A 23,218-nucleotide genomic window follows, 5' to 3' on the forward strand; every position below is an offset into this window, starting at 1 on the left:
CCACCGGGCCGCGGTTGCCCCTCGGGTCTGCGATTGCCCGTCCGACAACGACCCTGTCCGCGAGGCAAAGTGACAAAATTTCAAAATTAGAATTACGGCGTTTCAGAAACAGGAAAATATCCCAACTTATAGTTGGTCCTTTCCACCTCTGCAAGCGACGCCGGAGCCCGTCACCATGGGAACTTTCAGGTGAATACTTGACTAATATAGTAAGTTATTCACTCGCACCCGGAACCTTGACTGGAGGACCCGTATGATCTTCGAACGCTTCATCGACCCCGGCCTCTCACAGCATTCATTCGTGGTGGGCTGCCAGGGAACCGGGGAGTTGGCCGTCATCGACCCCCGCAGGGATGTGGATATCTACCTGGATTACGCCACGGAAAACGGCTATCGCATCACCCACGTCATGGACACCCATATTCACGCCGACTTCGTTTCCGGCGCCCGCGAACTGGCGGCGAAGACCGGGGCCCGCCTGATGGTCTCGGGGCACGACGAGGGCGAACACTTCCAGGTGGGCTATGCCCACGAGGACCTGTACGACGGGGACACCATCCGCATCGGCAACGTGCGCCTGGACGTGCGCCACGTGCCCGGCCACACGCCCGAGCATCTCATGTTCGTGGTGTACGACGGTGCGCGGTCCGATGACGTGCCGATGGCGCTGCTGACCGGGGATTTCCTGTTCGTGGGCTCGCTTGGGCGCCCGGACCTGCTCGGCGAGGAGGCCAAGGACGCCCTGGCCCGGCAGATGTTTCGCAGCGTGCGCGAGAAGCTGGCGGATCTGCCCGACGGCGTCGAGGTGCACCCGGGCCACGGCGCCGGATCGGCCTGCGGCGCGGGCATGTTCGGCCGACCGGTCTCGACCCTGGGCTATGAACGGCGCACCAACCCCTACCTGGATCCGTCGCTGGACGAGGAAGCCTTCGTGCGCAGACTGCTGGAGGGGCTGCCCGACATCCCGGATTTCTACCCGCGCAACAAGCGCATCAACAGCGAGGGCCCGGGGGACGTGCTGCCGCTGCCCGGCATGAAGGCACTGGATCCGGCCGGGGTCGCCCGGCGGGCCCGGGCGGGAGAGATCACTGTCATCGATCTGCGGGACCCGCTGGCCTTCGGCGGCGGGCATATCCCCAATGCCCTCGGTATCGGCATCCGGGGCGCGTTCGCCAACTGGGCCGGCTGGGTCACGCCCGACGACACGCCCATCGTGCTGGTGGATGCAGACGGGGATCCGGACACCATCGAGTGCGCCGTGCGCAGCCTGATTCGCACCGGGCGCGATTACATCGAAGGGTACGTGAAAGGCGGCATGGACGAGTACGTGCTGGCCGGCCTGCCCCTGGAGACGCTGGCCCAAATGGATGTCCACAGGGCCCAGGATGCCGTGGCAAGCGGCGACCTCAAGCTGATCGACGTACGCACGGGCGACGAGTTCGAGAGCGGCCATGGGGACGGCGCCGTTCACACGCCGGTGGCGCAGACCCGCGACGGCGTACCGGCCATCGATCCGGACACACCCGTGGCAGCGGTCTGCGGCAGCGGCTACCGTTCAACCGTGGCCGGCTCCATCCTCAAGCGCCGGGGCTATCGCCGGGTGCACAACGTCGTCGGCGGCATGATGGCCTGGCAGCTGCAGAACCTGTGAGCTAATCGGAACGCCCGGCCCGCAGAGCATCGCCGGCCGCATCGAACCAGTGGACCCCCGAGAGGTCCACGGCCAGGCAGAGCGCATCCCCCGGCCGGCCGGCCGGGTCTCCGGTGACGCGCCCGGCACACAGGGCCGGGGACGGCACCTCCGCGTCCCGAAAATACACCAGCGTCTCGTGGCCCAGAGATTCCAGCGCCTCGACCTGCACCGTCAGCGTGACGTCGTCCGCCTTTGCCGGCAGGCCGAAATCCTCGGGGCGGATCCCCGCGAAGCATGCCTTGCCGGGCGGTGCCTCCCCCAGATCCAGCCACTGTCCGGCAAGCTGCAGTTGATGGCGGCCATCCCGCGTACGCGCACGCACGGGAAAGATGTTCATGGGCGGGTTGCCGAGAAAGCCGGCGACGAAGCGATTGGCCGGCTCCCGGTATAGCGTCAGCGGATCGTCCACCTGCTGCACACGCCCGGCCTCCATCACCGCCACCCGCTGCCCGAGGGTCATGGCCTCCACCTGGTCATGGGTCACGTACAGGGTGGTCGTCCCGAGGCGCTTCTGCAGCGCTGCAATCTCGGTACGGATCTGCACCCGCAGGCGCGCATCCAGGTTGGACAGGGGCTCGTCCATGAGAAAGACCGCGGGCTCGCGCACGATGGCCCGCCCCATGGCCACACGCTGGCGCTGCCCACCCGACAGTTCTCCGGGCCGCCTGTCCAGCAATGCCTCCAGCCCCAGGACACCGGCCGCCTCACGCACACGCCGCTCGATCTCCGCGCGCTTCATGCCGCGCATGCGCAGCGGAAAGGCCAGGTTGTCCCGAACGCGCATGTGCGGATAGAGCGCATAGTTCTGAAACACCATGGCCACGTTGCGCGCCTGCGGCGAGAGGTCATTCACCACCCGCCCGTCAATGACGATCTCCCCCGCGCTCACCGACTCCAGCCCCGCCAGCAGGCGCAGCAGCGTCGACTTCCCGCACCCCGAAGGGCCCAGCAGCACCATGAACTCGCCGTCCTGCACCCGAAGGTCGAGCGCGGGAATCACCACCTGCCCATCAAAGTCCTTCCTGACCCGCCTGAATTCCACCTTCGCCATCCCTTCACTTCCTCCTCAACTTCCACTTCCAGCCGCATCATCCTTCATCCGTAACTGCCACCCCTTCCCGGAACATGATGTAGGTCGGGCTTCAGCCCGACTGGCGGGGCTTGCCGTGGCGCCGTTGTCGGCCTTAAGGCCGACCTACAGGGGGTGTCCAAATTCTCCCTCCTCAATTCATCCCTTGACGCCCACCGACGCCACCCCCTGCACGAACCAGCGCTGGAACACCACGAACACCACCACCACCGGCAGCACCATGAGCACCCCGAACGCGAGGATGTCTCCCCACGCCAGCGGCGGCAGCGTGTGGAACGTGGCGATGCCCAGCGGCAGGGGGCGCACCGACTCGGACGTGGTCATCAGCAGCGGCCACAGGTACATGCCCCAGTGAAACAGGAACAGGACGATGGCGACACTGGCAAAGGCCGCCGCGCTGTTGGGAATCACGATGGTGAAGAAGGTGCGCAGCACGCCGGCACCGTCGATGCGCGCGGCCTCTTCCAGCTCCCGGGGCAGCCCGAGGAAGAAACTGTAAAAGAGGTAGATGGCCAGCGGATTGGCCACGAAGGGGATCGCCTGCACCAGGTGGTCGTCACGCCAGCCGAGCCAGGAGAGCTGATAGAAGAGCGGCACGGCGATGGCCTCGAAGGGGATCACCAGCAATGCGAGCACCAGCACCAGCACCCCGTTGCGCCCCCACCAGCGCAGGCGTGCCAGCGCGTAACCCGCGAAGGCATTGACCATCAGCCCCAGCCCCACGATCAGCCCGTTGATGATCAGTGAACTGGCCAGGTAGCTCGCGAACGGCACCCGCTCGAACACCGAACGATAGTTGTCGAGGCTGACGGATTCCGGCACAAGGGCCCGCCAGGTCCCCGCCTCGGCGAGCACCAGTTCGTCCGGTTTGAGACTGCCCGACAGCATGAACAGCACCGGGCCGAAGAACACCGCCGTACAGGCCAGCAGCAGCCCGTAGGCCATCAGCACGCGCAGCCACGGCATATTGTTCATCGCACCGTCCCCTGCTGGCGCATGAGGCTGCGCAATGCCAGCGTCACAGCCAGCACGATCAGGAAGAACACCACGCTCATGGCCGCGGCCGGCGCCACCTGCCCCTGGTCGAAGGCATGACGCACCACCTCGTGAATCACCGTGGTGGAGGCATCCTGGGGCCCGCCGCGGGTCATGATGCGCACCTGGTCGAACACCCGAAACGAAAGAATGGTGGTGACGATCACCACGAAGATGAGCGGGTTGCGAAGGCCCGGCAACGTCACGTGCAGAAACCGGCGCAGCGCCCCGGCGCCATCCACGGCAGCCGCCTCGTAGAGCTGGCGCGGGATCGCCTGCAGCCCGGCCAGCAGGATGACCATCTGAAAGCCCGCCCCCTGCCAGATGGACGTAACCATGATGGCGGGCAACGCCCAGGCGGGATCGTTCAGGAAATCCCGCGGCTCCCATACGCCCAGCGTAAGCGCGCCGAGCACCGCGTTGAGTACCCCGTCCGGCCCGGGCGCGAAGATGAGCACCCAGACCACCGCCACCAGCGAGAGCGGAAACACCACCGGCATGAAGAACAGCGTGCGGAACAACCACCGGCCGTGAAAGCGGTTGTTGAGCATCACCGCCAGCCCGAGCCCCAGGGCGGTCTGCACGGGGACCACGATCAGCGCGAACAGGACGTTGTTGAAAAGCCCCTGACGAAACGCCGGTTCCCCGAAGGCCAGGCGGTAGTTGTCCAGACCCACGAACGCCACCGGCAGCGGCGAGCCCATGCGCAGGTTGGTGAATGAGAGCATCACCGCCAGCACGAAGGGCAGCAGGATGAAGGCCGCCAGACCCGCCAGCGCGGGGACCGTGAGCCACCAGCCGACGCGGGCCTCGCTATGCCGCAAGGCGGTCACAACGGGCGGTCTCCCACGGTAACCCGGGGTCTTCCCTGTTCGCCCGTAGGTCGGCCTTCAGGCCGACAACATGGGGCCCCACACGGCCCGCCCTCTCGGCCTGAAGGCCGACCTACGTTCCAACCGGACACCCGATCATGCCTCCATGTAAACGTCGGTTCGTCCGAATCCTCGGCCGCGCCTACGACCGGGTAGAACCGGTTGACCGCCATCTCCCGGTCGATATGCCCGGCCGCGCGGGCAAGGGTCTCCTCGACGGGTGCGCCGTGCCTTATGTCGCGAAAGGCACGGGCAAAGGCCGCCGTGATCACCGGATAGGCCGGGGTGCGCGGCCGGGGTACGGCATAGCCCTCGTCGAGCTGGCGCACAAACAGGTGCAGCGGCCCACCCGGGCCGTATTCCGGTGATCGCTGCACCGCCCGGCGGGTGCCCGGCACGGCGCCGTTGGCCCGGCTCATCTCCAGCACCTCTTCCGGCTCCAGCAGAAATGCAAGCAGGGACGCGGCCAGGTCCGGATCCCGGGCCTCCCGGGTCACGGCCCACTGCCACGACCCCTGCCCCGTCACCATCCGAGGCCCGAAACGGGGCAGCGGCAGAAGCAGGAGATCGTCCCCGAGCGCGGCGCGATAGGCCGGGTAGTTCCAGTGCCCGCCCCAGGCGAGCGCCACGCGCCCTTGGACGAACGCCGCGTCATCCAGGTTGGGATCCACGTAGCCCGAGGTGATCCAGTCCTGTATCTCCCGCATGGCCCGCACGGCGCGCGGCGAATCCAGCATGCCCGAGGCACCGCGGCGGTCCTCACGGTGCACCAGGTCGGCGCCCGCCGACTGGATCAGGGGGGAGAAGGCATAGGTGAACCACTCGTCCGTGTAGTTGAGCTTGAGATCCAGCACCCGCCCGGTCCCGGACCGCCGGGCCAGTGCCCGCAGCACCCGCCGGAACTCCCCGTCATCCCAGGCATCGTCCGGCCCCTCGGGAACGCGCACGCCCGCCTCCGACAAGGCCCGCCCGTCCGCCCACAGCCCTAGCCCGGAGTCGAAAGTGCCCACGCCGAACAGCCTGTCCCGCCAGGTGCCCTGGGCAATCAGGGAGGGCAACAGGTCGTCCTGAATACGTTCATCGAGCAGGTCGTCCAGTGCCCGCAGGCGCCCCTGCCATGCGTAGCTGTACAGGTACGGTCCGTCCAGTTCCAGCACGTCGGGCAGGCGGCCGGCCAGCGCCGCGGCCTGCACCTGGCCGTTGTAGGATCCTTCGGGGATGAAGGTGAGCCTGATCCGCACATCCGCGTGCCGCGCCTCAAAGCGGCGCAGCTGTGCCTCCAGGGTGACCCGCTCCGACTCGCGTCCTGCGTGCGCCCAGACGCTCAGCTCCCGATACCCGGCGTCATCGCCGGGCCCCGTGCAGCCTGCGAGCAGCCACGTCACACCCACGATCCATGCGTTTAGCGGGGATGCCTTCATGCGTTCAGGTTAACTCCAATGCTCGCCTCAGGGGACACAGGGACAAGGAATGTTCTCTCGCAAAGGCGCGAAGCACGCGAAGAAGATCGGATCACCACATAGGGCGTCCCGTGGGCGCCGCCGCGCCAACATCCATCCCGGGACCCGCAGGAATGGCGTCCCCGCCGCGAACATGCCCACGCTCGGGGTGCCAGCAACCCTTCGGCCCGGGGGCGGACCTCCTGCACCCGGCAACACAGGTAGACCGCGGATCATGCCCTTGGTATCCAGCGCGTCTATGCTCCTATTCACAGTGACGGTGCGAGGCAGGGCCTCAGGGCGCCAGCCTCTTCTGATTCCGTAATTGGTGAACCGGAATGATCCAGTCAACTCGCTAAATCCATCTCAGGCCCAACTCCGCATGCCACAGCCATCAAAGCCGATCGCCACGCTCCTTGCCGCGCTCATCACCATGTTCCTGCTGACGCCCGCAGGACAGCACGTCCTCGGGGCTGATCGGCTCACAGATATCGACAGAGCCCTTGAAGCCATTGCCGACAGTCCCTTCGACGAGCCTCTGCATCTCGAGTCCGTTGAGGAGGACGACGGGGTTCAGGGCGACATCCATGCCCTGATGAATATTCCCCATGAAGCCCTGGTTGCAGCCCTGGCCCGCGTCGAAACCTGGTGCGAGATTCTGTTCCTGCACATCAACGTCAAGGCATGCGTGCATGACGCGGATGATGGTCAACTGACACTGTTCATGGGGCCCAGGCGCTACCAGGACCCGGCCGTGTCGGAGCAGATCCACTTCCGGTTCCGGGTTGACCATGCGGACGATGACAGACTGACCGTCTCGCTTGATGCGGACCGCGGACCACACGGCCTGCGCGGGGTCAGCATGGAGGTACAGGCCGTCCCGATCGACGAGGACACAAGCCTCTTGCATATGCACTACGCACTGCGCTACGGGCGACTCGCACGAACGGTGCTTGCCGTGTACTTCGCTTTCCGTGGGCGAGAACTCATCGGCTTCACTATCGCGGAGACCGACGAGGCAGGCGATCCCGTTTATGTGGACGGCCTGCGCGGCATGATCGAACGCAACACGGTGCGTTTCTATTTCGCGCTGAAGACCTACTTTCGGTATCCCGATCCGGATCAGCTTCAGGCACGCCTGGAACACTGGTTCGATCTCACCGAACGCCACCCCGATCAGCTCCGAATTCGCGACCGGGACGATTACCTGGCCCAAAAGGCCAGGGAGCGGCAGGATCAGGAGGATCTGCAGGCGACAGGGGGGCTTCCGGAAGCGACCGATCCCTGGTGACGGGTCTTCGCTACTCTGTCAGCTGATAGTAGCGCCGGTTCACGTAGCGCGTGACCAGCTCGATCTCCTCACTGGTCCACTGCAACCCGGCATGCACGCTCCAGGACGCCACCTGTTCACGCAGTCCGCCGAGGGTGGATACCCTGCGCCGCTCGCGGGTGTGCACCCACTGTTCGTGGCACTGCTGGCAATGATTCTGGTAAAGAGCCCGGCCCGGGTCGAAGTCCTGCGCCGCCAGCGGCGCAGAGATGATCCAGAACATGACCAGCCCCGCCAAAGGCATCGTTATCCGGATTGAAGCCCTTCTTCTCGTCATGATTCCCACCTCCTTCGGGGATGCCACGAAAACGAGCCGATCCACGCACTGGAAACGCGGGCTACCAGTCGCCCAACCAGGCCCATGCACGCCGTGTCGCCCACCACAGCAGGACCAACGCCGCGAAGACAACCAACATGATCACAAACACCTCACCCGTTTCGGGCATGCGTTCAACCTGCAATACCAGTTGCGTGGCAGCCACCACGATCACCGTGGGCGGCACGATGCCGACGGCGGTACCCAGCAGGAAATCCCGGAAGCGGATGTGCGTGGTGCCGGCGGCCAGGTTGATCAGGGCCTGAGACACGATGGGCAACATGTTCACCACGATCATGCTAACCACGCCCCGCCTGGCGATGGCGCGGCTCAGGCGCCTCATGCGCGGCCCGGACAGGCGCCGTACCGGTCTGCGTCCCACATAGCGACCGATCAGGTAGCCGATCACCGCACCTGCGAGCGTTCCGAAATAGCCCACCGCCAGCCCCCACCAGGGCCCCAGCAGGATCACCGCCACGGGCACCAGCAGGATCTGCGGGATCGCCACCTGCTGACCCAGCACGACGCCCGCGAACACCAGCCAGTGCAGCCACGGCCCCTCGGCCAGCTGCCCGGCCCGGGCCTGTATGTGCGCGGGCTGCCAGTCGCCCTCGTGCATGACGATGGCCCAGAACGCCGCCAGTACCAGCAACGCGGCGATGACCGACAGGAACAGAATCAGCCGGAGCCGCGGCGTCATGACACGCTGAGGGCGTCCGCCGGCCGGGGCATGAACACGTGGGCCGGGTGGACGTCCGTCTCTGTATGCACCCGCAGAGCGCAGCGCACGTGCGCGACACGGGCAACCGGCACCTCACAGGAATCAGTCCCGCACAAGCAAACACACCGCCCGCAGACGCCCTGACCGGACCCTCAATGAACCACCAGCACCGGACACTTGGCGTGGTGCAGCACCCGCTGTGTAGTGCTGCCCATGAGGATCTCCTCGACCCGGGAAAGGCCCCGCCGGCCCATGACGATCATCCCGCCCTTTACCGAACCGGAATGGTCCAGGATGGCGGCGGCCGCCTCCCCGGTGATGATCTTCTCCTCGACAGACACCGAGGAATCGCCCATGGCCTCGCGGGCCGATTCAAAGGCGGCCCCTGCCGTCTCGTCCCGCAGTTTCTCGAATCCGCCCGGAGAGTAATACTGCAGCTTTTCCGCCCGGTCGGTTTCCTTCGGCCACCCGAACATGTCCATAGGCGTTTCCGGGAACGCGAACAGCAGCTGCACGGGCACGCCCAGTTTCTCCGCCATCCGCGCCGCATAGGCTGCGGCGGCGCTGGCATTCTTGGAACCGTCAACAGGGACCAGAAGTACTTCTGGCATATCGCTCATGTGGGCCTCCGGGAACAGTGAATGTCTGCAGTATCTTACGGATTTTCCATCAATCCATGAGCTTAGCCCATGAGCCGGGAAGTGGGTTGATATGGCTCATACGGTCGCAGGACGCGTACAGGCAGGCGTAGCGACCGAACCGCGGGACGCCGGGGCATGCGCACCGCGGATGGAGACACCGGCAAGCCTCCATATCCCATGTGGCCAAGAAAGAGTCAACACGAAAAATACCGCCTTCCCGCCTGATGCGGATTGGTTTTGCCCCATGCCCCCTTGCCGCTCCGGCCCAGGTTGTCGGGAACTGTCGGACATTTCCCGACAGAAACTGTCGGGTATGGACGTACAGACGACTGGGCGGGTCTTTACCAGACTTTACACGAAGGGGAATGCTCCCCTGCCGACGGACCGCGCTCATGTCATCGAGTGCAACACGCAGCACCGGCGTCAGCGAGCCCATGGCATCCCTGACGGACACATGGAGCCGGCTACGAACCCGCGCCTTCGAGTTCCGCCTGCCTCGTGCCTCCGCCGTGATCGGCGTCATCGCGGCGGCGCTGGTGCTGGTCAGCTGGTGGCTCACGGACCAGGCGGTCACACGTCACGCCGAGGATCGCTTTGAGTTCCGCACGGCGCAGATCGAATGGCAGATCATCGAACGCATGCGCGCCTATGAGCAGATCCTGCGGGGTGGCGCCGCCCTCTTCGCTGCATCCGAGGAGGTCACGAGGGATGAATGGCGCGCCTATGTGCGAAAACTCGCCATACAGGACCGTTATCCGGGTTTGCAGGGCATAGGCTACACCCATCGCATCCCCCCGGAAGAACTGGAAGCCCACCTGATCCAGGTCCGTGCGGAAGGATTTCCCGATTACACCATCCGCCCGCGAGGGGAACGTGACGAGTATTTCTCCATCATCTACCTGGAACCCTTCGACTGGAGAAACCAGCGCGCCTTCGGATACGACATGTACACGGAAGAGACTCGACGAACCGCAATGGACAGGGCCCGCGACATGGGCCAACCGGCCATATCTGGCGTCGTGAAGCTGATGCAGGAAACGGAGAGTGACGTCCAGCCGGGATTTCTCATGTACGTGCCGGTCTACCGGGACGGCTTCACGCCCTCGGATGCTCGGCAACGTCGGGATGCATTGGCGGGTTTCGTGTACAGCCCGTTCCGTGCACACAACCTGATGAACGACATCCTTGGGCCGGGACCGGCGGACATCGGTTTCGAAATCCATGACCACCTGCCGGACCCCGACGGGGCTGTCATCTACACAAGCAGACCCGACCTCCACGACATCCACCCCAGACCGCGGTTCACACGCCACTCGACGCTCGAGATCGCCGGACAGACCTGGCAACTGTGGTTTGCGTCCAAGCCGGCCTTTGAGTACCAGGTCCGCAGCGACACCCCGAACATGGTGCTGATGGGAGGCGCCGCGATCAGCCTGCTGCTGTTTGCCGTGGGCTGGACCATAGAGGCCGGCAAGCACCGGGCCACGGCCTTCCGACATGTGGTGGACTCCGCACTGGACGGCATCATTGCCATCGATCACCACGGACGGGTGCTCGAGTTCAACACGGCTGCCGAAGCCATGTTCCGGATTCCACGATCGGAGGCCCTCGGTCGGGAACTCGCGGATCTCATCATCCCCGAGGACCTGCGCGAAGATCATCGCCGGGCGCTGGCCGAGCGGATCCGAAGCGCAACCCCTCTCGGAAAGGGTCGACGATTCGAAACCCGGGCCATGCGCGCGGACGGCTCCCAGTTCCCCGCCGAGATCTCCGTCACCCGTGTCGGCACCCGCAAGCCTGCGGTCTTCAGCGGCTTCGTGCGCGACATCTCGAGGCGAGTCCAGCAGGAAGGAGAGATCCGTCGCCTGAATGCCGACCTGGAGCGTCGCGTGGAGGAACGCACCGCGGAACTGCGCGTTGCAAACGCGGAACTGGAGGCCTTCGCGTACTCCGTCTCCCACGATCTGCGCGCGCCCTTGCGCGCCATCGACGGATTCAGCCTCAACCTGCTGGAGACTTACGGGCCGCAGTTCGACGAGCAAGGGCGGCATTTCCTCTCCCGCGTCCGGGCCGGGGCGGGCCGGATGGGGGCCCTGATCGACGACCTGCTCAAGCTGTCCCGGGTCACGCGTGCGCCGCTTCGCCGGGAACCCACTGATCTCAGTGCGCTGGCCCACGAGATCATGGACACCCTTCGCGCAGAAGATCCGGGACGCGAGGCACGTATTTCGATCGCCGACGGCATGGTGGCCGCCGTGGACGCCCGCCTCATCCGGGTGGCGCTGGAAAACCTCCTGGGCAACGCCTGGAAGTTCACCTCACGCGAGCGGGTCACGGAGATCGCGTTTGGCTGCACAAGCGCAGACGGCAGATCGCTCTACCATGTGCGGGACAACGGCGTCGGCTTCGACATGACCTATGCCGACAAGCTGTTCGCGCCCTTCCAGCGGCTTCACCTGGAGCGGGATTTCGAAGGCACCGGGATCGGCCTGGCCACGGTGCAGCGCATCGTTCGACGCCATGGCGGAGAAATCCACGTCAGTGCGTCTTCGGGCGGAGGCGCCACGTTCACTTTCACACTCGAGGGCTCGGATCATGACGGCATCTAGACGCATCCTGCTCGTCGAGGACAACCCGGATGACGAAGAGCTGACCCTCATGGCCCTTCGAAAGAACAACATCGTCAACGACGTGGCGGTGGCCCGGGACGGGGTCGATGCCCTCGAGTACCTGTTCATGGAGGGCCGGTACAAGGATCGCGCGCCGGCCGATCTGCCGCAGGTGGTCCTGCTGGACCTCAAGCTGCCCCGGATCGGCGGCCTGGAGGTGCTCGAGCGCATGCGTGCGAATCCGCGCACGCGGGTGCTCCCCGTGGTGGTGCTCACCTCCTCCAGCGAGGAGGAGGACATCGTCTCCAGCTATCGCCTCGGCGCCAACAGCTATGTGCGAAAACCCGTCAACTTCAACGACTTCACCGAGGCAGCCCGACAGCTCGGCCTGTACTGGCTGCTGATCAACCAACCGCCGCCGCACGACTGACCCGATGTTCAGGACCATGGATACCAAGCAGTTCCGAATCCTCATCGTCGAGGACGTCCAGGACGACGCTGAACTCGTCCAGCGGCAAATGGCGGCCTCCGGGCTGGACGTGTCGAGCCTGTGGGTGGACAACGAGGTCGATTTCCGGAAACACGCAGACGAAGAATGGGACGCCATCCTCTGCGATTACACGATGCCGTCCTTCGGTGCGCACCGGGTGCTGCAGATCGTGGCGGAGCTGAAAATCAACACGCCGGTGATCATCGTCTCCGGAACCGTAGGCGAGGAGACGGCCATCGAGGCCATGCACTACGGTGCCGCGGACTACCTCATGAAGGACCGGCTCACCCGACTCGGCGCCGCCATCGAACAGGCGGTGGCCCGGCACCGGTTGCGGGCCGCCAAGCAGCGGGCTGAACTGGCCCTGGCGGAGAGCGAACGCCGCCTCAAGGCGATCGTCGAGAACGAGCCCGAGTGCGTCAAGGTAGTATCCGCCGAGGGACTTGTGACGGAGATGAACCCGGCGGGGCTGCGCATGATCGAGGCCTCGAGTCGCGGGGAAGTGATCGGCAAGCCCTTGGCGCGCCTGCTCCACCCCGACGATGTCGGCCCCTACTTCCAGCTCCATCGCAAGGTGCTGAGCGGGCACTCGGGCACCCTGGAATTCCGGGTCATCGGCCTCAAGGGAACCCTGCGCTGGATGGAAACCCACAGCGTGCCGATGCGGGACGACCACAAGAGCGTGTCGGTGTTGAGCATCACCCGGGACATCACCGAGCGCCGGGAGGCGGAGGCACGCTTTCGACAACTCGCCGACAATATTCGCGAGGTCTTCTGGCTCATTGACGCGTCCACATCCGAAGTCCTCTACGCGAGCCGCGCCTTCGAGGAGATCTGGGGTTACAACGCCGAGGCGCTCTACCGTGATCCCGACCTCTGGCTCAAGGCCATTCACCCGGATGATCGCCGAGAGGTGCTCATGCGCATGGGCGACAAGGCGTCCGAGCACGCTTTTGACTGCGAGTACCGCATCATCCGCCCCGACCAGAGCCAACGATGGATCCGTTCGCGGGCGTTCCCCGTCAGAAACGAACAGGGCGTCGTGTACCGGATCGCCGGGATCGCCGAGGACGTGACGGAGCGCCGCCGGGCCGAGGAGGAGTTGCGCTATCGGGCCATGTTCGACCCGCTGACCGGCCTGCCCAACCGGCGGACTTTCGAACAGCGCATCGAGCAGGCCATCGGCTCCGGCCGCGACACGGCACGCAGCCTGTCCCTCCTGATACTGGACCTGGACCGCTTCAAGGAGATCAACGACACCCTCGGCCATGCCGCCGGCGATCAGGTACTCAAGCGTATCGCCGAGCGCCTCAGAAACGTGGCCCCGGCCTCCGAGAACGCCTCGCGGCTGTTCGGCGCCACGTTTGCACTGCTGCTCACCGATACGCAAGATGGAACGGCGCCCGTGGATGTGGCACAGCGCATCCTGGACATGTTCGCCGAGCCCCTGGTCATCGACGAACAGGAGTATTTCGTCAACCTCAGCATCGGGATCGCGAGCCATCCGGATCATGCCACCGGTGCAACCGACCTGCTGCGCAAGGCCGATTCGGCCATGTGCCATGCAAAACAGCAGGGATCAGGCGGCTACCAGGTGTTCGATGCCGCACTGCATGCGGTCTCGCTGGAGAACCTGGCGCTGGAGGCAGGCCTGCGGCGCGGGATCGAACGCGGCGAGTTCCTGCTGCACTACCAGCCGCGTATCGCCACGGAGACCGGTGTGGTAGTGGGGGCCGAGGCCCTGCTGCGCTGGGCACATCCCCAGATGGGCATGGTGCCGCCCGACCGGTTCATCGCGCTGGCCGAGCGCACCGGCCAGATCATCCCGCTCGGCGACTGGGTGCTGCGCGAGGCGCTGAACCAGTTGCGCGCCTGGGACTCAGCCGGACTGCCTGGCCTGGACATCTCGGTCAACGTCTCTGCGCGCCAGCTCCGGCATCCGGATTTCGATCGGCGCGTCGCCCGCCTGCTGAAGGAGACGGGCATCGACGCGAGGCGACTGGAACTGGAAGTCACGGAAAGCGCACTCATGCACGACATCGACGAGACCTCCGCCCTGCTGGGACGCATCGGGGCCCTGGGCGTACGCATCGCCATCGACGACTTCGGCACCGGGTATTCAAGCCTCAGTTACATCAAGCGTCTGCCCATCCAGAAGCTCAAGATCGACAAATCCTTCATCCGCGACCTGAGCACGGATTCCGACGACGCGGCCATTGTCACGGCCATCCTCTCCATGGCCGCAAGCCTCAACCTGGTCGTGACCGCTGAAGGCGTCGAAACCACAGAGCAGCTCGCGTTCCTGTCCGGCCGGAAGTGCCCGGAGTACCAGGGCTATCTGGCATGCAAGCCCGTTCCCGAGAAATCGTTCCAGGGCTTCGCCCGCCCCCGGCGCACGGCTTCCTCCGCCGGCCGCACGTCCACGCGGGCTGCCCGGCACACGTCCAGAGCGCCCACAGAGGGCGCCGCAACAGGCAAGACGAGGAGCTAGAATGGGAATCTACAACCCTTACTCCGGGGAAGCGGGTATGGCCGCATATCCCAGATTCCAGAGGCTCTTCGTGCCGCTGAGGACTGGATCGCTGCCCACCGTCATGACCGTGCTGATCATGATGATGGCGGCGGTGATCTTCCTGCTGGACCTCGCCGTGCCCCTGGGCAGCGGCATACCGTTTCTCTATATCCTGCCCGTGTTCCTGTCGCTCACACTGCGTTCCCAATGGCACACGTTCCTCACTGGGCTGGGCTGCGGCGCACTGACACTCCTGGGCTTCTGGTTCAGTGAACCCGGCGAACCGTTGCTGCAGGATCTGGCCTTCACCAATCGTGCCCTCAGCCTCGTGGGTATCTGGGGCCTGGTGCTTCTCGACTCCTCACGGCGCGGCGCCATGCAGGCCCTGCGGACAACACAGGAGGAACTGGTCGACTTCCTGGAGAACGCCCCGGTGGGTATCCAGTTGATGGACTCGCAGGGACGCATCCTGCGCGCGAATCCCGCTCTGCTCACGAAACTCGGATACTCACGCCCGGCATTCGAGGGACACCGCATCACCGAGTTCTGCGCGGTACCGGACCAGGGGCACCGGCTGCTGGAAATGCTTGAGCGCGGCGAACCGGTCAAGAATCTGGAGATGGAGTTTGTGCACAACGATGGAACGATCCGATACCTGCTCGTCACCGCCAACGGTCACCATAAGAACGGCCGACTGGTTCACACCCGATGCTTCTTGCGGAACGTCACGCAGCAGAAGCTGGCCGAGAACGCCCTCAGGGAGAGCGAGTCGCGCTTTCGGATGCTCGCCAACTCGGCACCCGCCATGATCTGGATGTGCGATGCCCAGGGGCAATGTACCTATTTCAACGATCAGTGGTGCAATTTCACCGGTCGCGGCTACGAGGAACACCTGGGAGATGGCTGGCAGAAGAGCGTGCACCCGAAAGACAGACCCCGTTGCCTCGCCGCATTCCATCAGGCGCTGCGGGCTCGCCGCCCCCTCAGCGTGGAGTATCGGCTTCACCGGTGGGACGGCACGTATCGCTGGATCCATGATGACGCCACACCGCGTACCGACAGTGACGGAACCTTCCTCGGGTTCATCGGGAGTTGCACGGACATCACCGACGCCAAGGAGGCGGAGCAGATCCTGCGGCGCAGCCATGAAACGCTCGAGGCGCTCGTGCGCCGGCGCACGGAAGAACTCGAACTGTCCAACGACGACCTGCGCGCCGCTGAGCTGACGCTGCGCGGGCTGCTGGACAATCTGCCCATCGCCGTTTTCACGACGGACACACGCGGCCGGATCGAGACCTTCAACAAGCACGCGGCCGCCCTGTGGGGGCGTCATCCGACCGTCGATGAGCCGGCCGATACCTTCTTCGAGCTACATGGCATGTACCACACGGATGGCTCCCGGATGGCATTTCATGAAACCCCGATGGCGCAGGCGCTGCGCACCAACAGGCCTCTCTACAATCAGGAGCTCGTGGTTGAACGGCCGGACGGCAGCCGACGGGTGGTCGTGGTGAACGTCATCCCGCGGCAGGACGCCGAAGCGCGGCTCGTCGGCGCCATCCACTGCCTGACCGACATCACCGAACGCAAGTGGGCCGAGCAGGAAATCACGGCCTATTCAGAGGCCCTGCGAACCCTGTCCCATCGACTGTCCTCGACCCAGGAGACCGAGCGGCGTCGGCTGCACGGGGAACTCCACGACAAGGTGGGGCAGAACCTGACGGCAATGGGCATCAATCTGGATATCCTGAGAGCCCGCATGCCGGAGGACGCACCGGAAGACCTGCTGCAACGGATCAACGACGCCCGCGGCATGGTGGAAGACACCACGGGCCGCATCACCGATCTGATGACCGAACTGCTTCCTCCCATGCTGGAGGATCTGGGCCTCGCCAGTGCCCTGCGCTCCTACGTCGGTCAGTTCACACGTCGGACGGGGATTGCCGTCACCATGCGCGGCCGGGATCCCAATCCCCGCCTGGATCCGGACATAGAGATCGCGCTGTTCAGGATTTTCACGGAAGCACTCAACAATATGGCAAAACACGCACAGGCGGGGCACGGGTGGGTCGAGCTGCAGGTGCGCCCCGGGAAGGTCAGGCTGATCATCCGTGATGACGGCGTGGGCTTCGATCCCGACCGGAGCAATGACAGTACCCGCTGGGGCATGATGACCATGCGCGAACGCGCACGATCCATCGGCGGGGAGTTCCGCGTCATGTCTCATCCGGGGGAAGGCACCAGCGTGATCGTGGAAACCCGGAGGCCGTCATGAGTATCTCCGTACTGGTGGCGGATGACCACGCGGTGGTCAGCGACGGACTGAGGCTGTTGCTCGAGTCCAATCCTATGCTGCACGTTGCCGGTCAGGCCCGGGACGGCCGCGAAGCGATCCGGCTGGCCGGCGAGCTGCAGCCGGACATCGTGGTCATGGATATCTCCATGCCCGACCTCAACGGCATTGAGGCCACGATAAAGATCAGGGAACGGCTGGAGAACACGCGGGTAATCATGCTGTCCATGCACCCCAATGTGGAGTACGTGGTTCGCGCACTGCAGGCGGGCGCGAGGGGGTACGTCCTCAAGGCCTCGGCGGGCACCGAGCTGATCGATGCCATCCTGGCCGTACACCAGGGCCGGCGTTACCTCAGCCGCAGGATCTCCGAAGAGGTGGTGGACGAGCACCTGCTCGCCCGGGACACGGTCCAGCCTGTGGACCGACTGAGCGTCAGGGAGCGCGAGGTTCTACAGCTCCTGGCAGAGGGCGGCACAGTGGCCAGCATCGCGACCACCCTGTCGATCTCGCCGAAGACCGTGGAAACCTACCGGGCGCGTATCATGCAGAAGCTGCATATCGGGGATCTCCAGGGGCTCGTGCGCTTCGCCATACGGCACGGGATGACATCGGTCGGGTAAGGGCCGCCCCTTCAGGACTGCGACGCGGATCGGGCGCCGCCAGGGGCTGCTGCCGCCCCTTTGGATACCGTAGACTGGCGAGACACACCCCGGGCTGACGAGCCACCGCCCGCACCACATCCCCATGGAGACGCACGTGACCCACCGGATCGCTGGCATCCTCGGCGGCATGGGCCCCGAGGCCACCGTGGACCTGATGTCCCGGGTCATCCGCGCCACGCCGGCCAGGGACGACGCGGACCACGTGCGCATGGTGGTGGACAACAATCCCCAGGTGCCCTCGAGGATCCGTGCGTTGCTGGACGGCGACGGCGAGAGTGCGGGGCCCTGCCTGCAGGACATGGCGCGACGCCTGGAGGCCTGGGGCGCGGATTTCCTGGCCATGCCCTGCAATACGGCCCATTACTATTACCCGGAGATCCGCCGGGCGGTGTCCATCCCGGTGCTCAACATGCTGGACCTGTCCGCGGAAACCATCGCAAGGGAACATCCCGACATCCGCACAGTCGGCCTGCTGGCCTCCAGCGCCATCCTCCGGCTCGGGCTCTACGAGGAGGCGCTCGCCCGGCAGGGCCTGGAGGCCGTCAGCCCGCGACCGGATGTCCAGGACGCCCTGATGGCCGCCATCAGGCGCATCAAGACGGGCCGTTACGGAAACGAGGTGGATGCCGCCCTGAACGCGGCGGCAGCACAGTTGGCGGACGCCGGCGCGGGCGTACTTCTGATCGCCTGTACCGAGCTCTCCGTGGTGGCGGACAGACTGAATACACCCTGCCCTGTGGTGGATTCCGCCCAGGTGCTGGCCGAGGCCGTGGTGCACGAGGCACGCCGCGCGGGTCCGTGATCCGGACCCCTCAGTTGAGGGTCGCGACCACACCCGGCGGATTGCGCAGGGTCTGCAGAACCACGCAGTAGCGCTCGGTGACCGTGATGATCTTTTCCAGGATCTCCCGGTCCGCGTCGGAGTCGATCTCGAAGCGAAGGCGAATCGCACTGAATCCGACCGGACAGTCCTTAGCCACCCCGAGGGTGCCGCGAAAATCCAGGTCGCCCTCCGCGATCACCCGGCCTCCGCGTACCTCCACGTCAAACGCCGTGGCCACGGCGCGCAGCGTCACCCCGGCGCAGGCGGCAAGCGCCTCCAGCAGCATGTCGCCAGAGCAGGCCTGGCTGCCGTCGCCGCCGGTAGCCGGATGCAGCCCGGCCTCCACCAGTGCCCGGCCGGTGTCGACGCGACAGGCGATACCTTCACCCAACTCGCCCTGCACGCGTAGCGTGACCACTGCGCGCTCCGGGTCCTGCCTGTAGGCCTCCTTGAGCGGGGCCTGCAAGTCCTTCAGTTCCTGTCCTTTCATGTCTTACCTCTGTCAAAGTGCCTGGTCGGCCGTCAGCGCCACGCCGACGAACACCTGCATGGGATACTCGCCGTCCCCCATGATGAACCGATCGTAGGCGCCGTCCAGTACGGTCTGTTTCACGTCCAGGCCCGCACCCCGCAGCACCGCCAGCCACTGCGCCTGGGAGAACAGGCCCAGCACGTGACGATCGGTGTAGACGCTCAGTTCTCCGCGCTGCCGGATCAGGTAGACGATGGTTGCCTCGTAGGTGGAGGGGGCCTCTGCCGGGATGTAATTGTTCTCGAAGATGGTGATCTCCACGTCTTCTCGGGCGCCCGTATAGCAGAAGTTGTTCTCGAAGAACGCCTCGCGCGTCTTCGCCACCACCAGCAGCACCCCGCCGGGCTTCAGGTGCCGGCGCGCCGTCCCGATGGCCGCGTCCAGATCGGCCGGCGTCACCATGTAGTCGATGGAATCGGGAATGGCCACGGCGTCGAACTGCTCGCCCAGATCAATGTTGCGCATGTCGCCGTGCACATACGTGACCTCCGGGTTGAGCTTGCGGGCCACCTCGAGCATGCCTTCACTGATGTCGACACCGGTCACCCGGAAATGCCGCTTGAAGGTCCAGTCGTTGCATCCCGCACCGCATCCCAGGTGGAGCAGGGTCACCATGCTGTCTTGTGCATGCCTGCGCATCTGCCCGATGTAGAACTCGGTCTCCTCCGCGTACTCCTGGGGGGGTGCGATGACAGGCTCCGTCCACGCGAGTTCGCCGTAGCTCAACCAGTTCACTGTATTTCCTCCCGCAGGGCGGCGCATCCGTGTAGCGAATTCGCATGGCGGTGCGCTGTCGAACTTGGTAGCCTCAACCATAACGGCAATCGTCCAACCCAACAAATCCCGGAGGACCCTCCATGAGCGAGAAGCAGCACGACGAAAAGGTCAAGGACCGCCTGGCCCACGCCTATGACAGGATGCTGGAGCGCGTGCGCCACGCGATGGAGACGGCGGAGCAGCGCGCAGCGCCGACGCTGGAGGAGGCGCTGAAGCACGCGCGCGAGCGGGCCGTGGAAATGGGCGAGATCACCCGCGAAGAAGCGGAGAAGGTGGCCCATTATGTGCGCGAGGACCTGCACGACATGGCGGAGTACCTCAACGAGACCAGCAAGGACTACCGGGACTGGTTCCGCATGGACCTGCAACTCATCGAGGCGAAGATCATGGACCTGCTGGGCTCCATTGCCGACCGCACCCGCGTCGAGATCGCCGAGATCGCCGCCCGCGCGGCGATCCGTGAACGCCACACCGGAGAAATCGCCGGCCCCGGCGTACTCGCCTGTATCAACTGCGGCGAGGAACTGCACTTCAAGACCAGCGGCCACATTCCGCCCTGCCCCAAGTGCAAGGGCACGAAGTTCCAGCGTATCCGGGGGGAGTGAGCGGCTAGCCCGCATACCTCACCGGGATCGCGGTTCAGGCTCGTCTTCGCCTGCTCCCGCGATCCCGGTGAGATATACGGGCTAGACCTGTTCCTGAACCACGAAGCTCACGAAGGACACGAAGAAAAAACATTCCTCTCGCAAAGCCGCGAAGCACGCGAAGAAAATTGGTCTGTCACCAGGAACTATCACGTAGGTTGGGGTGAGGAACGAACCCCAACACGCGGGGGTGCGGGAGACCTATGCCATGTTGGGGTTCGCTCCGCTCACCCCAACCTACCACTGACGGCAAAAAAGGGGACGGAGGGATTTATTCCGTGGTCAAGAGTTAATCCCCGCTTTCTTGCGCTTTCTTGGGCCCGGCCCACCGCCCCCCATTTGGGAGGTGTGTCGGGTTTCAGAATCCGGAACACTCTCCCTGTGGCTGCCGGGCTCAGGTTCGCCACGCACACGGATCAGGGCATGACGTGCAGTCGCCGCCTGCATGATCCGCCACTCGCCCAGAGCGCGTGGAGTACCGTCATGAATCGACAAACCAAGACGATGAATGGTCCGGCTTGGACCACGAACGGTCAATGCAGTAATCGAACAATATAACTAACAAAGCACCACCAACCAGACGAGATTTCTCCTGGACTGTTGCAAGCGGGTTGTCCCTAGCAGCTGGGAGCTGCAGCTGGGAGCTAATGATGCGATTCCTCCACACTCGCATGCATTCCGAGGTGTTTTGAAGTGAAGCGGCATAACCGGGGAGAGTGCGATGGCGGCAAAGAAAATCGGCGAGGGCAAGGCGGCCCAGTTCACCTACGAGGTTTACGAACTCAGTGGCGAGGTCCAGAGCGAGACCACGCGCAGCGAGACCGAGGTCACCGGACAGATCCATGGCGGGGGTGGCCCCTATTCGTATGTGCAAGGGCGAATCAAGTCCAAGACCACCCGCTACCAGACGATCATGCTGCGCGAGGACGACGGGACGGAGCACGCGATCGAGCTGGTGAACATGGTCCTGCCGTGCACCGCAGGCCAGCGCGTCACGCTGTGGCGGCTCGGCGGGGGAGTCTGGTTCCGGGGCGTCAACCGTAACACGCAACAGACAGTCGCGCGCTCCGATCTGGGGAAAGTGTTGTTCGCCTGGATCCCGGCCATACTGGCAGGAATCGGCACTTTTCTCGTGCTCCTGACCATGAACACGGCAGACGACACCATTGACTGGCTCGGGTTCACGGTATTTATGGCGGTCGGCGGCTACGGGGTTGGCTGGGTCGTCGGAACCGTCATGGGCTCCAAGCGCAAGTCCGCGATCCATGCGGTGGCGGCGCAGCGCGACGGCGGGTAGCGGGGGCCAGCCATCCGGCCGGGGTACAATGGCGGCACTACAAGCAAGAGAGAGCCGGAGAAGTGTCGTCATGCGCCAGCGCCAGGATCCCGAGGGGCTTCGCCTGCCCGTCAAGCTCGATTCCACCAGCAACGGCGAGTTCGAGCCGGTGCCGCTGAATGATGGCTGTCCTCTTGTTCCCTTCGCGGCTTTGCGAGAGAAATGCTTTTTCTTCGTGTCCTTCGTGAGCTTCGTGGTCAATATCACCGCCCCCGCAGACGGTTCAGGTGCGGCATCAGGGGGTCGATGACAGGCTCGATGCTCTGGCGCAGGGCGGGGCCGACGGAGTCTGACAGGCCGAAGATGGGGGCGATGAGCTGCTCGCCCACGCAGGCGCAGACCCGCAGGCTCTCCAGCAGCGGCAGGTCCTCTTCCGGCAACCGCGCCTTGAGTGCCGCCAGTTCGCGGCACAGGCGCGCATCGTTCACGCAGTCCTCGGGCTGGGCGCAGTATTGAAGCAGCGGCGTCATGTCGCGGTAGCGGACATCGGGCGGTTTGATGGGGGCAAAATAGGCCTCGATGGCCTCGAAGAGCTGAATCACCACGCCCTGGTCGGCGCATCGCCTGAACACCCCTTCCACGGTCTCCAGCCAGGCCTGCCCCGGCGCAGCCAGCACGCGCGCCAGCAGACGGGCGTGTTCATTGCCGGTCGCCGCCAGTTCGCCGAGAACAGGCTCCAGCGCCGCGAAGCGCGGGTGGGGCACCGCCTCCACGGGCAAGTCATCGGGCAGAGTCTTGAGAAAGCCCACCCGGTAGGCGGGCTTGCGCTGGCCACGGGCCCAGAGCTGAGTGCGGGTGGCATCGTCCACGAGTCCCGGTTGCAGCACCAGGCGAACGGACTCCACCACCCTCTGGGTGTCCTCCTCGTAGGGTAGAAACTCCACCAGGAAGTCCGCCAGCACCTTGCCCATCTCGCCCCTTGCCACCTGTTCCCGGGCGAGCATGGCGCGCGCATGGTCCGGGGACTGGTCCACCCACCAGGCATGGCGGGCGATCTCGTCGGTCAGCCCCTCGGCGTGCACCACGGCGGCCACTGCTTCGGGCTCACCCAGACGCAGCAGCTTCGTGAGACTCTCGGCGCGCGCATGCCCCATGCGCGTCCAGCGGTGCATGAAGCGCGGATAGCCGTGGGGCGAACCCAGCACGTGGTTGGAGATCATCTCGCGCACCTGACGCAGGTACTTCTCCTCGGCGCAGTTGGGGTTGAGCGGCACCTTCGCCTCGCCCCTCGGGGTCAGTCCCGTGACCAGCCGCTTGCCCTCGTCGATGCGCAGCGCGAACAGCTCCTGGTTGAGGAGCACGTTCAGGCGCAGGGCGTCTTCGGGGCTCAGGTTCATTTTCATGAACCTTCGCAGTGACAAGAGACAAGAGGCAAGAGAGAAGGGAAACCACCCTCACCC

At 65.1% G+C, this 23,218-nt stretch carries 21 protein-coding genes; 11 read left to right on the forward strand and 10 right to left on the reverse strand.

Going from position 1 to position 23,218, the window contains the following annotated elements:
• Positions 1–253: 253 nt before the first annotated feature.
• Positions 254–1,651, forward strand: a complete 1,398-nt coding sequence (locus B1C78_RS03490; protein ID WP_077277759.1) for an MBL fold metallo-hydrolase — start codon at positions 254–256, stop codon at positions 1,649–1,651.
• Position 1,652: 1 nt separating this feature from the next.
• Here the strand turns inward: B1C78_RS03490 and B1C78_RS03495 are convergent, their stop codons facing one another.
• The 4 genes from B1C78_RS03495 to B1C78_RS03510 all read right to left on the reverse strand — a co-directional run bounded on the left by B1C78_RS03495 (position 1,653) and on the right by B1C78_RS03510 (position 6,111).
• The gene (locus tag B1C78_RS03495) at positions 1,653–2,744 is read right to left on the reverse strand and encodes an ABC transporter ATP-binding protein (protein WP_077277760.1); all 1,092 of its coding nucleotides are present in this window, start codon (positions 2,742–2,744) and stop codon (positions 1,653–1,655) included.
• A gap of 177 nt (positions 2,745–2,921) precedes the next feature.
• A complete protein-coding gene (locus B1C78_RS03500; RefSeq protein WP_245795287.1) occupies positions 2,922–3,758 on the reverse strand; it encodes a carbohydrate ABC transporter permease in 837 nt (278 codons plus the stop codon).
• Complete coding sequence (locus B1C78_RS03505; RefSeq protein WP_077277761.1) at positions 3,755–4,651, reverse strand: carbohydrate ABC transporter permease; 897 nt, start codon at positions 4,649–4,651, stop codon at positions 3,755–3,757. Before B1C78_RS03505 ends, B1C78_RS03500 begins: the two co-directional genes overlap by 4 nt.
• A complete protein-coding gene (locus B1C78_RS03510) occupies positions 4,648–6,111 on the reverse strand; it encodes an ABC transporter substrate-binding protein (protein WP_077277762.1) in 1,464 nt (487 codons plus the stop codon). Before B1C78_RS03510 ends, B1C78_RS03505 begins: the two co-directional genes overlap by 4 nt.
• Before the next feature lie 400 nt (positions 6,112–6,511).
• Between B1C78_RS03510 and B1C78_RS03515 the strand changes: the two genes are divergently transcribed.
• Complete coding sequence (locus B1C78_RS03515; RefSeq protein ID WP_245795288.1) at positions 6,512–7,420, forward strand: hypothetical protein; 909 nt, start codon at positions 6,512–6,514, stop codon at positions 7,418–7,420.
• 10 nt (positions 7,421–7,430) lie between these two features.
• Here B1C78_RS03515 and B1C78_RS03520 read toward each other — a convergent pair whose 3' ends face one another.
• The 3 genes from B1C78_RS03520 to B1C78_RS03530 all read right to left on the reverse strand — a co-directional run bounded on the left by B1C78_RS03520 (position 7,431) and on the right by B1C78_RS03530 (position 9,116).
• On the reverse strand, positions 7,431–7,682 hold the full coding sequence (locus B1C78_RS03520) for a cytochrome c (protein ID WP_245795289.1): 252 nt from the start codon (positions 7,680–7,682) through the stop codon (positions 7,431–7,433).
• A 115-nt stretch (positions 7,683–7,797) separates the two neighbouring features.
• Entirely contained in the window at positions 7,798–8,475 is a 678-nt protein-coding gene (locus tag B1C78_RS03525; protein WP_077277763.1) for a TVP38/TMEM64 family protein, read from the reverse strand.
• A 173-nt stretch (positions 8,476–8,648) separates the two neighbouring features.
• Positions 8,649–9,116, reverse strand: coding sequence for a universal stress protein (locus B1C78_RS03530; RefSeq protein ID WP_077277764.1), 468 nt, complete (start codon positions 9,114–9,116; stop codon positions 8,649–8,651).
• A gap of 413 nt (positions 9,117–9,529) precedes the next feature.
• Between B1C78_RS03530 and B1C78_RS03535 the strand changes: the two genes are divergently transcribed.
• The 6 genes from B1C78_RS03535 to cuyB all read left to right on the forward strand — a co-directional run bounded on the left by B1C78_RS03535 (position 9,530) and on the right by cuyB (position 18,508).
• Positions 9,530–11,746: a CHASE domain-containing protein gene (locus B1C78_RS03535; protein ID WP_175628223.1), complete on the forward strand. Its 2,217-nt coding sequence runs from the start codon at positions 9,530–9,532 to the stop codon at positions 11,744–11,746.
• Positions 11,733–12,176, forward strand: coding sequence for a response regulator (locus B1C78_RS03540; RefSeq protein ID WP_077277766.1), 444 nt, complete (start codon positions 11,733–11,735; stop codon positions 12,174–12,176). The genes B1C78_RS03535 and B1C78_RS03540 overlap by 14 nt, the downstream gene beginning before the upstream one ends.
• 16 nt (positions 12,177–12,192) lie before the next feature.
• Positions 12,193–14,727 (forward strand): EAL domain-containing protein, encoded by a 2,535-nt coding sequence (locus tag B1C78_RS03545; protein ID WP_175628224.1) that lies wholly within the window; start codon positions 12,193–12,195, stop codon positions 14,725–14,727.
• A gap of 70 nt (positions 14,728–14,797) precedes the next feature.
• Positions 14,798–17,023 (forward strand): PAS domain-containing sensor histidine kinase, encoded by a 2,226-nt coding sequence (locus tag B1C78_RS03550; RefSeq protein WP_175628225.1) that lies wholly within the window; start codon positions 14,798–14,800, stop codon positions 17,021–17,023.
• Positions 17,020–17,664 carry a response regulator gene (locus tag B1C78_RS03555; protein ID WP_077277769.1) on the forward strand — a complete coding sequence of 215 codons (645 nt, stop codon included), beginning with the start codon at positions 17,020–17,022 and terminating at the stop codon, positions 17,662–17,664. Before B1C78_RS03550 ends, B1C78_RS03555 begins: the two co-directional genes overlap by 4 nt.
• A gap of 136 nt (positions 17,665–17,800) precedes the next feature.
• Positions 17,801–18,508 (forward strand): cysteate racemase, encoded by a 708-nt coding sequence (gene cuyB, locus B1C78_RS03560; RefSeq protein ID WP_217697994.1) that lies wholly within the window; start codon positions 17,801–17,803, stop codon positions 18,506–18,508.
• Positions 18,509–18,518: 10 nt separating this feature from the next.
• Here cuyB and B1C78_RS03565 read toward each other — a convergent pair whose 3' ends face one another.
• Complete coding sequence (locus B1C78_RS03565; RefSeq protein ID WP_077277771.1) at positions 18,519–19,019, reverse strand: OsmC family protein; 501 nt, start codon at positions 19,017–19,019, stop codon at positions 18,519–18,521.
• Between the two features lie 12 nt (positions 19,020–19,031).
• Entirely contained in the window at positions 19,032–19,796 is a 765-nt protein-coding gene (locus tag B1C78_RS03570; protein WP_245795290.1) for a class I SAM-dependent methyltransferase, read from the reverse strand.
• A gap of 122 nt (positions 19,797–19,918) precedes the next feature.
• Between B1C78_RS03570 and B1C78_RS03575 the strand changes: the two genes are divergently transcribed.
• From B1C78_RS03575 to B1C78_RS03585, 3 genes are all read left to right on the forward strand, one after another.
• The gene (locus B1C78_RS03575) at positions 19,919–20,443 is read left to right on the forward strand and encodes a zinc ribbon-containing protein (RefSeq protein ID WP_077277773.1); all 525 of its coding nucleotides are present in this window, start codon (positions 19,919–19,921) and stop codon (positions 20,441–20,443) included.
• A 760-nt stretch (positions 20,444–21,203) separates the two neighbouring features.
• Positions 21,204–21,779, forward strand: coding sequence for a hypothetical protein (locus B1C78_RS03580; protein ID WP_077277774.1), 576 nt, complete (start codon positions 21,204–21,206; stop codon positions 21,777–21,779).
• A gap of 70 nt (positions 21,780–21,849) precedes the next feature.
• On the forward strand, positions 21,850–22,068 hold the full coding sequence (locus B1C78_RS03585) for a hypothetical protein (RefSeq protein WP_077277775.1): 219 nt from the start codon (positions 21,850–21,852) through the stop codon (positions 22,066–22,068).
• On the opposite strand, the gene B1C78_RS03590 is transcribed toward B1C78_RS03585, so the two are convergent.
• Positions 22,022–23,161: a DsrS gene (locus B1C78_RS03590; RefSeq protein WP_245795291.1), complete on the reverse strand. Its 1,140-nt coding sequence runs from the start codon at positions 23,159–23,161 to the stop codon at positions 22,022–22,024. The genes B1C78_RS03585 and B1C78_RS03590 overlap by 47 nt on opposite strands.
• Positions 23,162–23,218: the final 57 nt, after the last annotated feature.

Source organism: Thioalkalivibrio denitrificans (assembly GCF_002000365.1).
In the GTDB taxonomy this organism is placed as follows: Bacteria; Pseudomonadota; Gammaproteobacteria; order Ectothiorhodospirales; family Ectothiorhodospiraceae; genus Thioalkalivibrio_A; species Thioalkalivibrio_A denitrificans.

Excerpts from the sequence above, each read along its gene's own strand:
- B1C78_RS03490 (WP_077277759.1), top strand. The coding sequence starts at position 254 with ATGATCTTCGAACGCTTCATCGACCCCGGCCTCTCACAGCATTCATTC.
- B1C78_RS03495 (WP_077277760.1), bottom strand. The coding sequence starts at position 2,744 with ATGGCGAAGGTGGAATTCAGGCGGGTCAGGAAGGACTTTGATGGGCAG.
- B1C78_RS03500 (WP_245795287.1), bottom strand. The coding sequence starts at position 3,758 with ATGAACAATATGCCGTGGCTGCGCGTGCTGATGGCCTACGGGCTGCTG.
- B1C78_RS03510 (WP_077277762.1), bottom strand. The coding sequence starts at position 6,111 with ATGAAGGCATCCCCGCTAAACGCATGGATCGTGGGTGTGACGTGGCTG.
- B1C78_RS03515 (WP_245795288.1), top strand. The coding sequence starts at position 6,512 with ATGCCACAGCCATCAAAGCCGATCGCCACGCTCCTTGCCGCGCTCATC.
- B1C78_RS03520 (WP_245795289.1), bottom strand. The coding sequence starts at position 7,682 with ATGTTCTGGATCATCTCTGCGCCGCTGGCGGCGCAGGACTTCGACCCG.
- B1C78_RS03525 (WP_077277763.1), bottom strand. The coding sequence starts at position 8,475 with ATGACGCCGCGGCTCCGGCTGATTCTGTTCCTGTCGGTCATCGCCGCG.
- B1C78_RS03530 (WP_077277764.1), bottom strand. The coding sequence starts at position 9,116 with ATGAGCGATATGCCAGAAGTACTTCTGGTCCCTGTTGACGGTTCCAAG.
- B1C78_RS03535 (WP_175628223.1), top strand. The coding sequence starts at position 9,530 with ATGTCATCGAGTGCAACACGCAGCACCGGCGTCAGCGAGCCCATGGCA.
- B1C78_RS03540 (WP_077277766.1), top strand. The coding sequence starts at position 11,733 with ATGACGGCATCTAGACGCATCCTGCTCGTCGAGGACAACCCGGATGAC.
- B1C78_RS03545 (WP_175628224.1), top strand. The coding sequence starts at position 12,193 with ATGGATACCAAGCAGTTCCGAATCCTCATCGTCGAGGACGTCCAGGAC.
- B1C78_RS03555 (WP_077277769.1), top strand. The coding sequence starts at position 17,020 with ATGAGTATCTCCGTACTGGTGGCGGATGACCACGCGGTGGTCAGCGAC.
- B1C78_RS03565 (WP_077277771.1), bottom strand. The coding sequence starts at position 19,019 with ATGAAAGGACAGGAACTGAAGGACTTGCAGGCCCCGCTCAAGGAGGCC.
- B1C78_RS03575 (WP_077277773.1), top strand. The coding sequence starts at position 19,919 with ATGAGCGAGAAGCAGCACGACGAAAAGGTCAAGGACCGCCTGGCCCAC.
- B1C78_RS03580 (WP_077277774.1), top strand. The coding sequence starts at position 21,204 with ATGGCGGCAAAGAAAATCGGCGAGGGCAAGGCGGCCCAGTTCACCTAC.
- B1C78_RS03585 (WP_077277775.1), top strand. The coding sequence starts at position 21,850 with ATGCGCCAGCGCCAGGATCCCGAGGGGCTTCGCCTGCCCGTCAAGCTC.
- B1C78_RS03590 (WP_245795291.1), bottom strand. The coding sequence starts at position 23,161 with ATGAAAATGAACCTGAGCCCCGAAGACGCCCTGCGCCTGAACGTGCTC.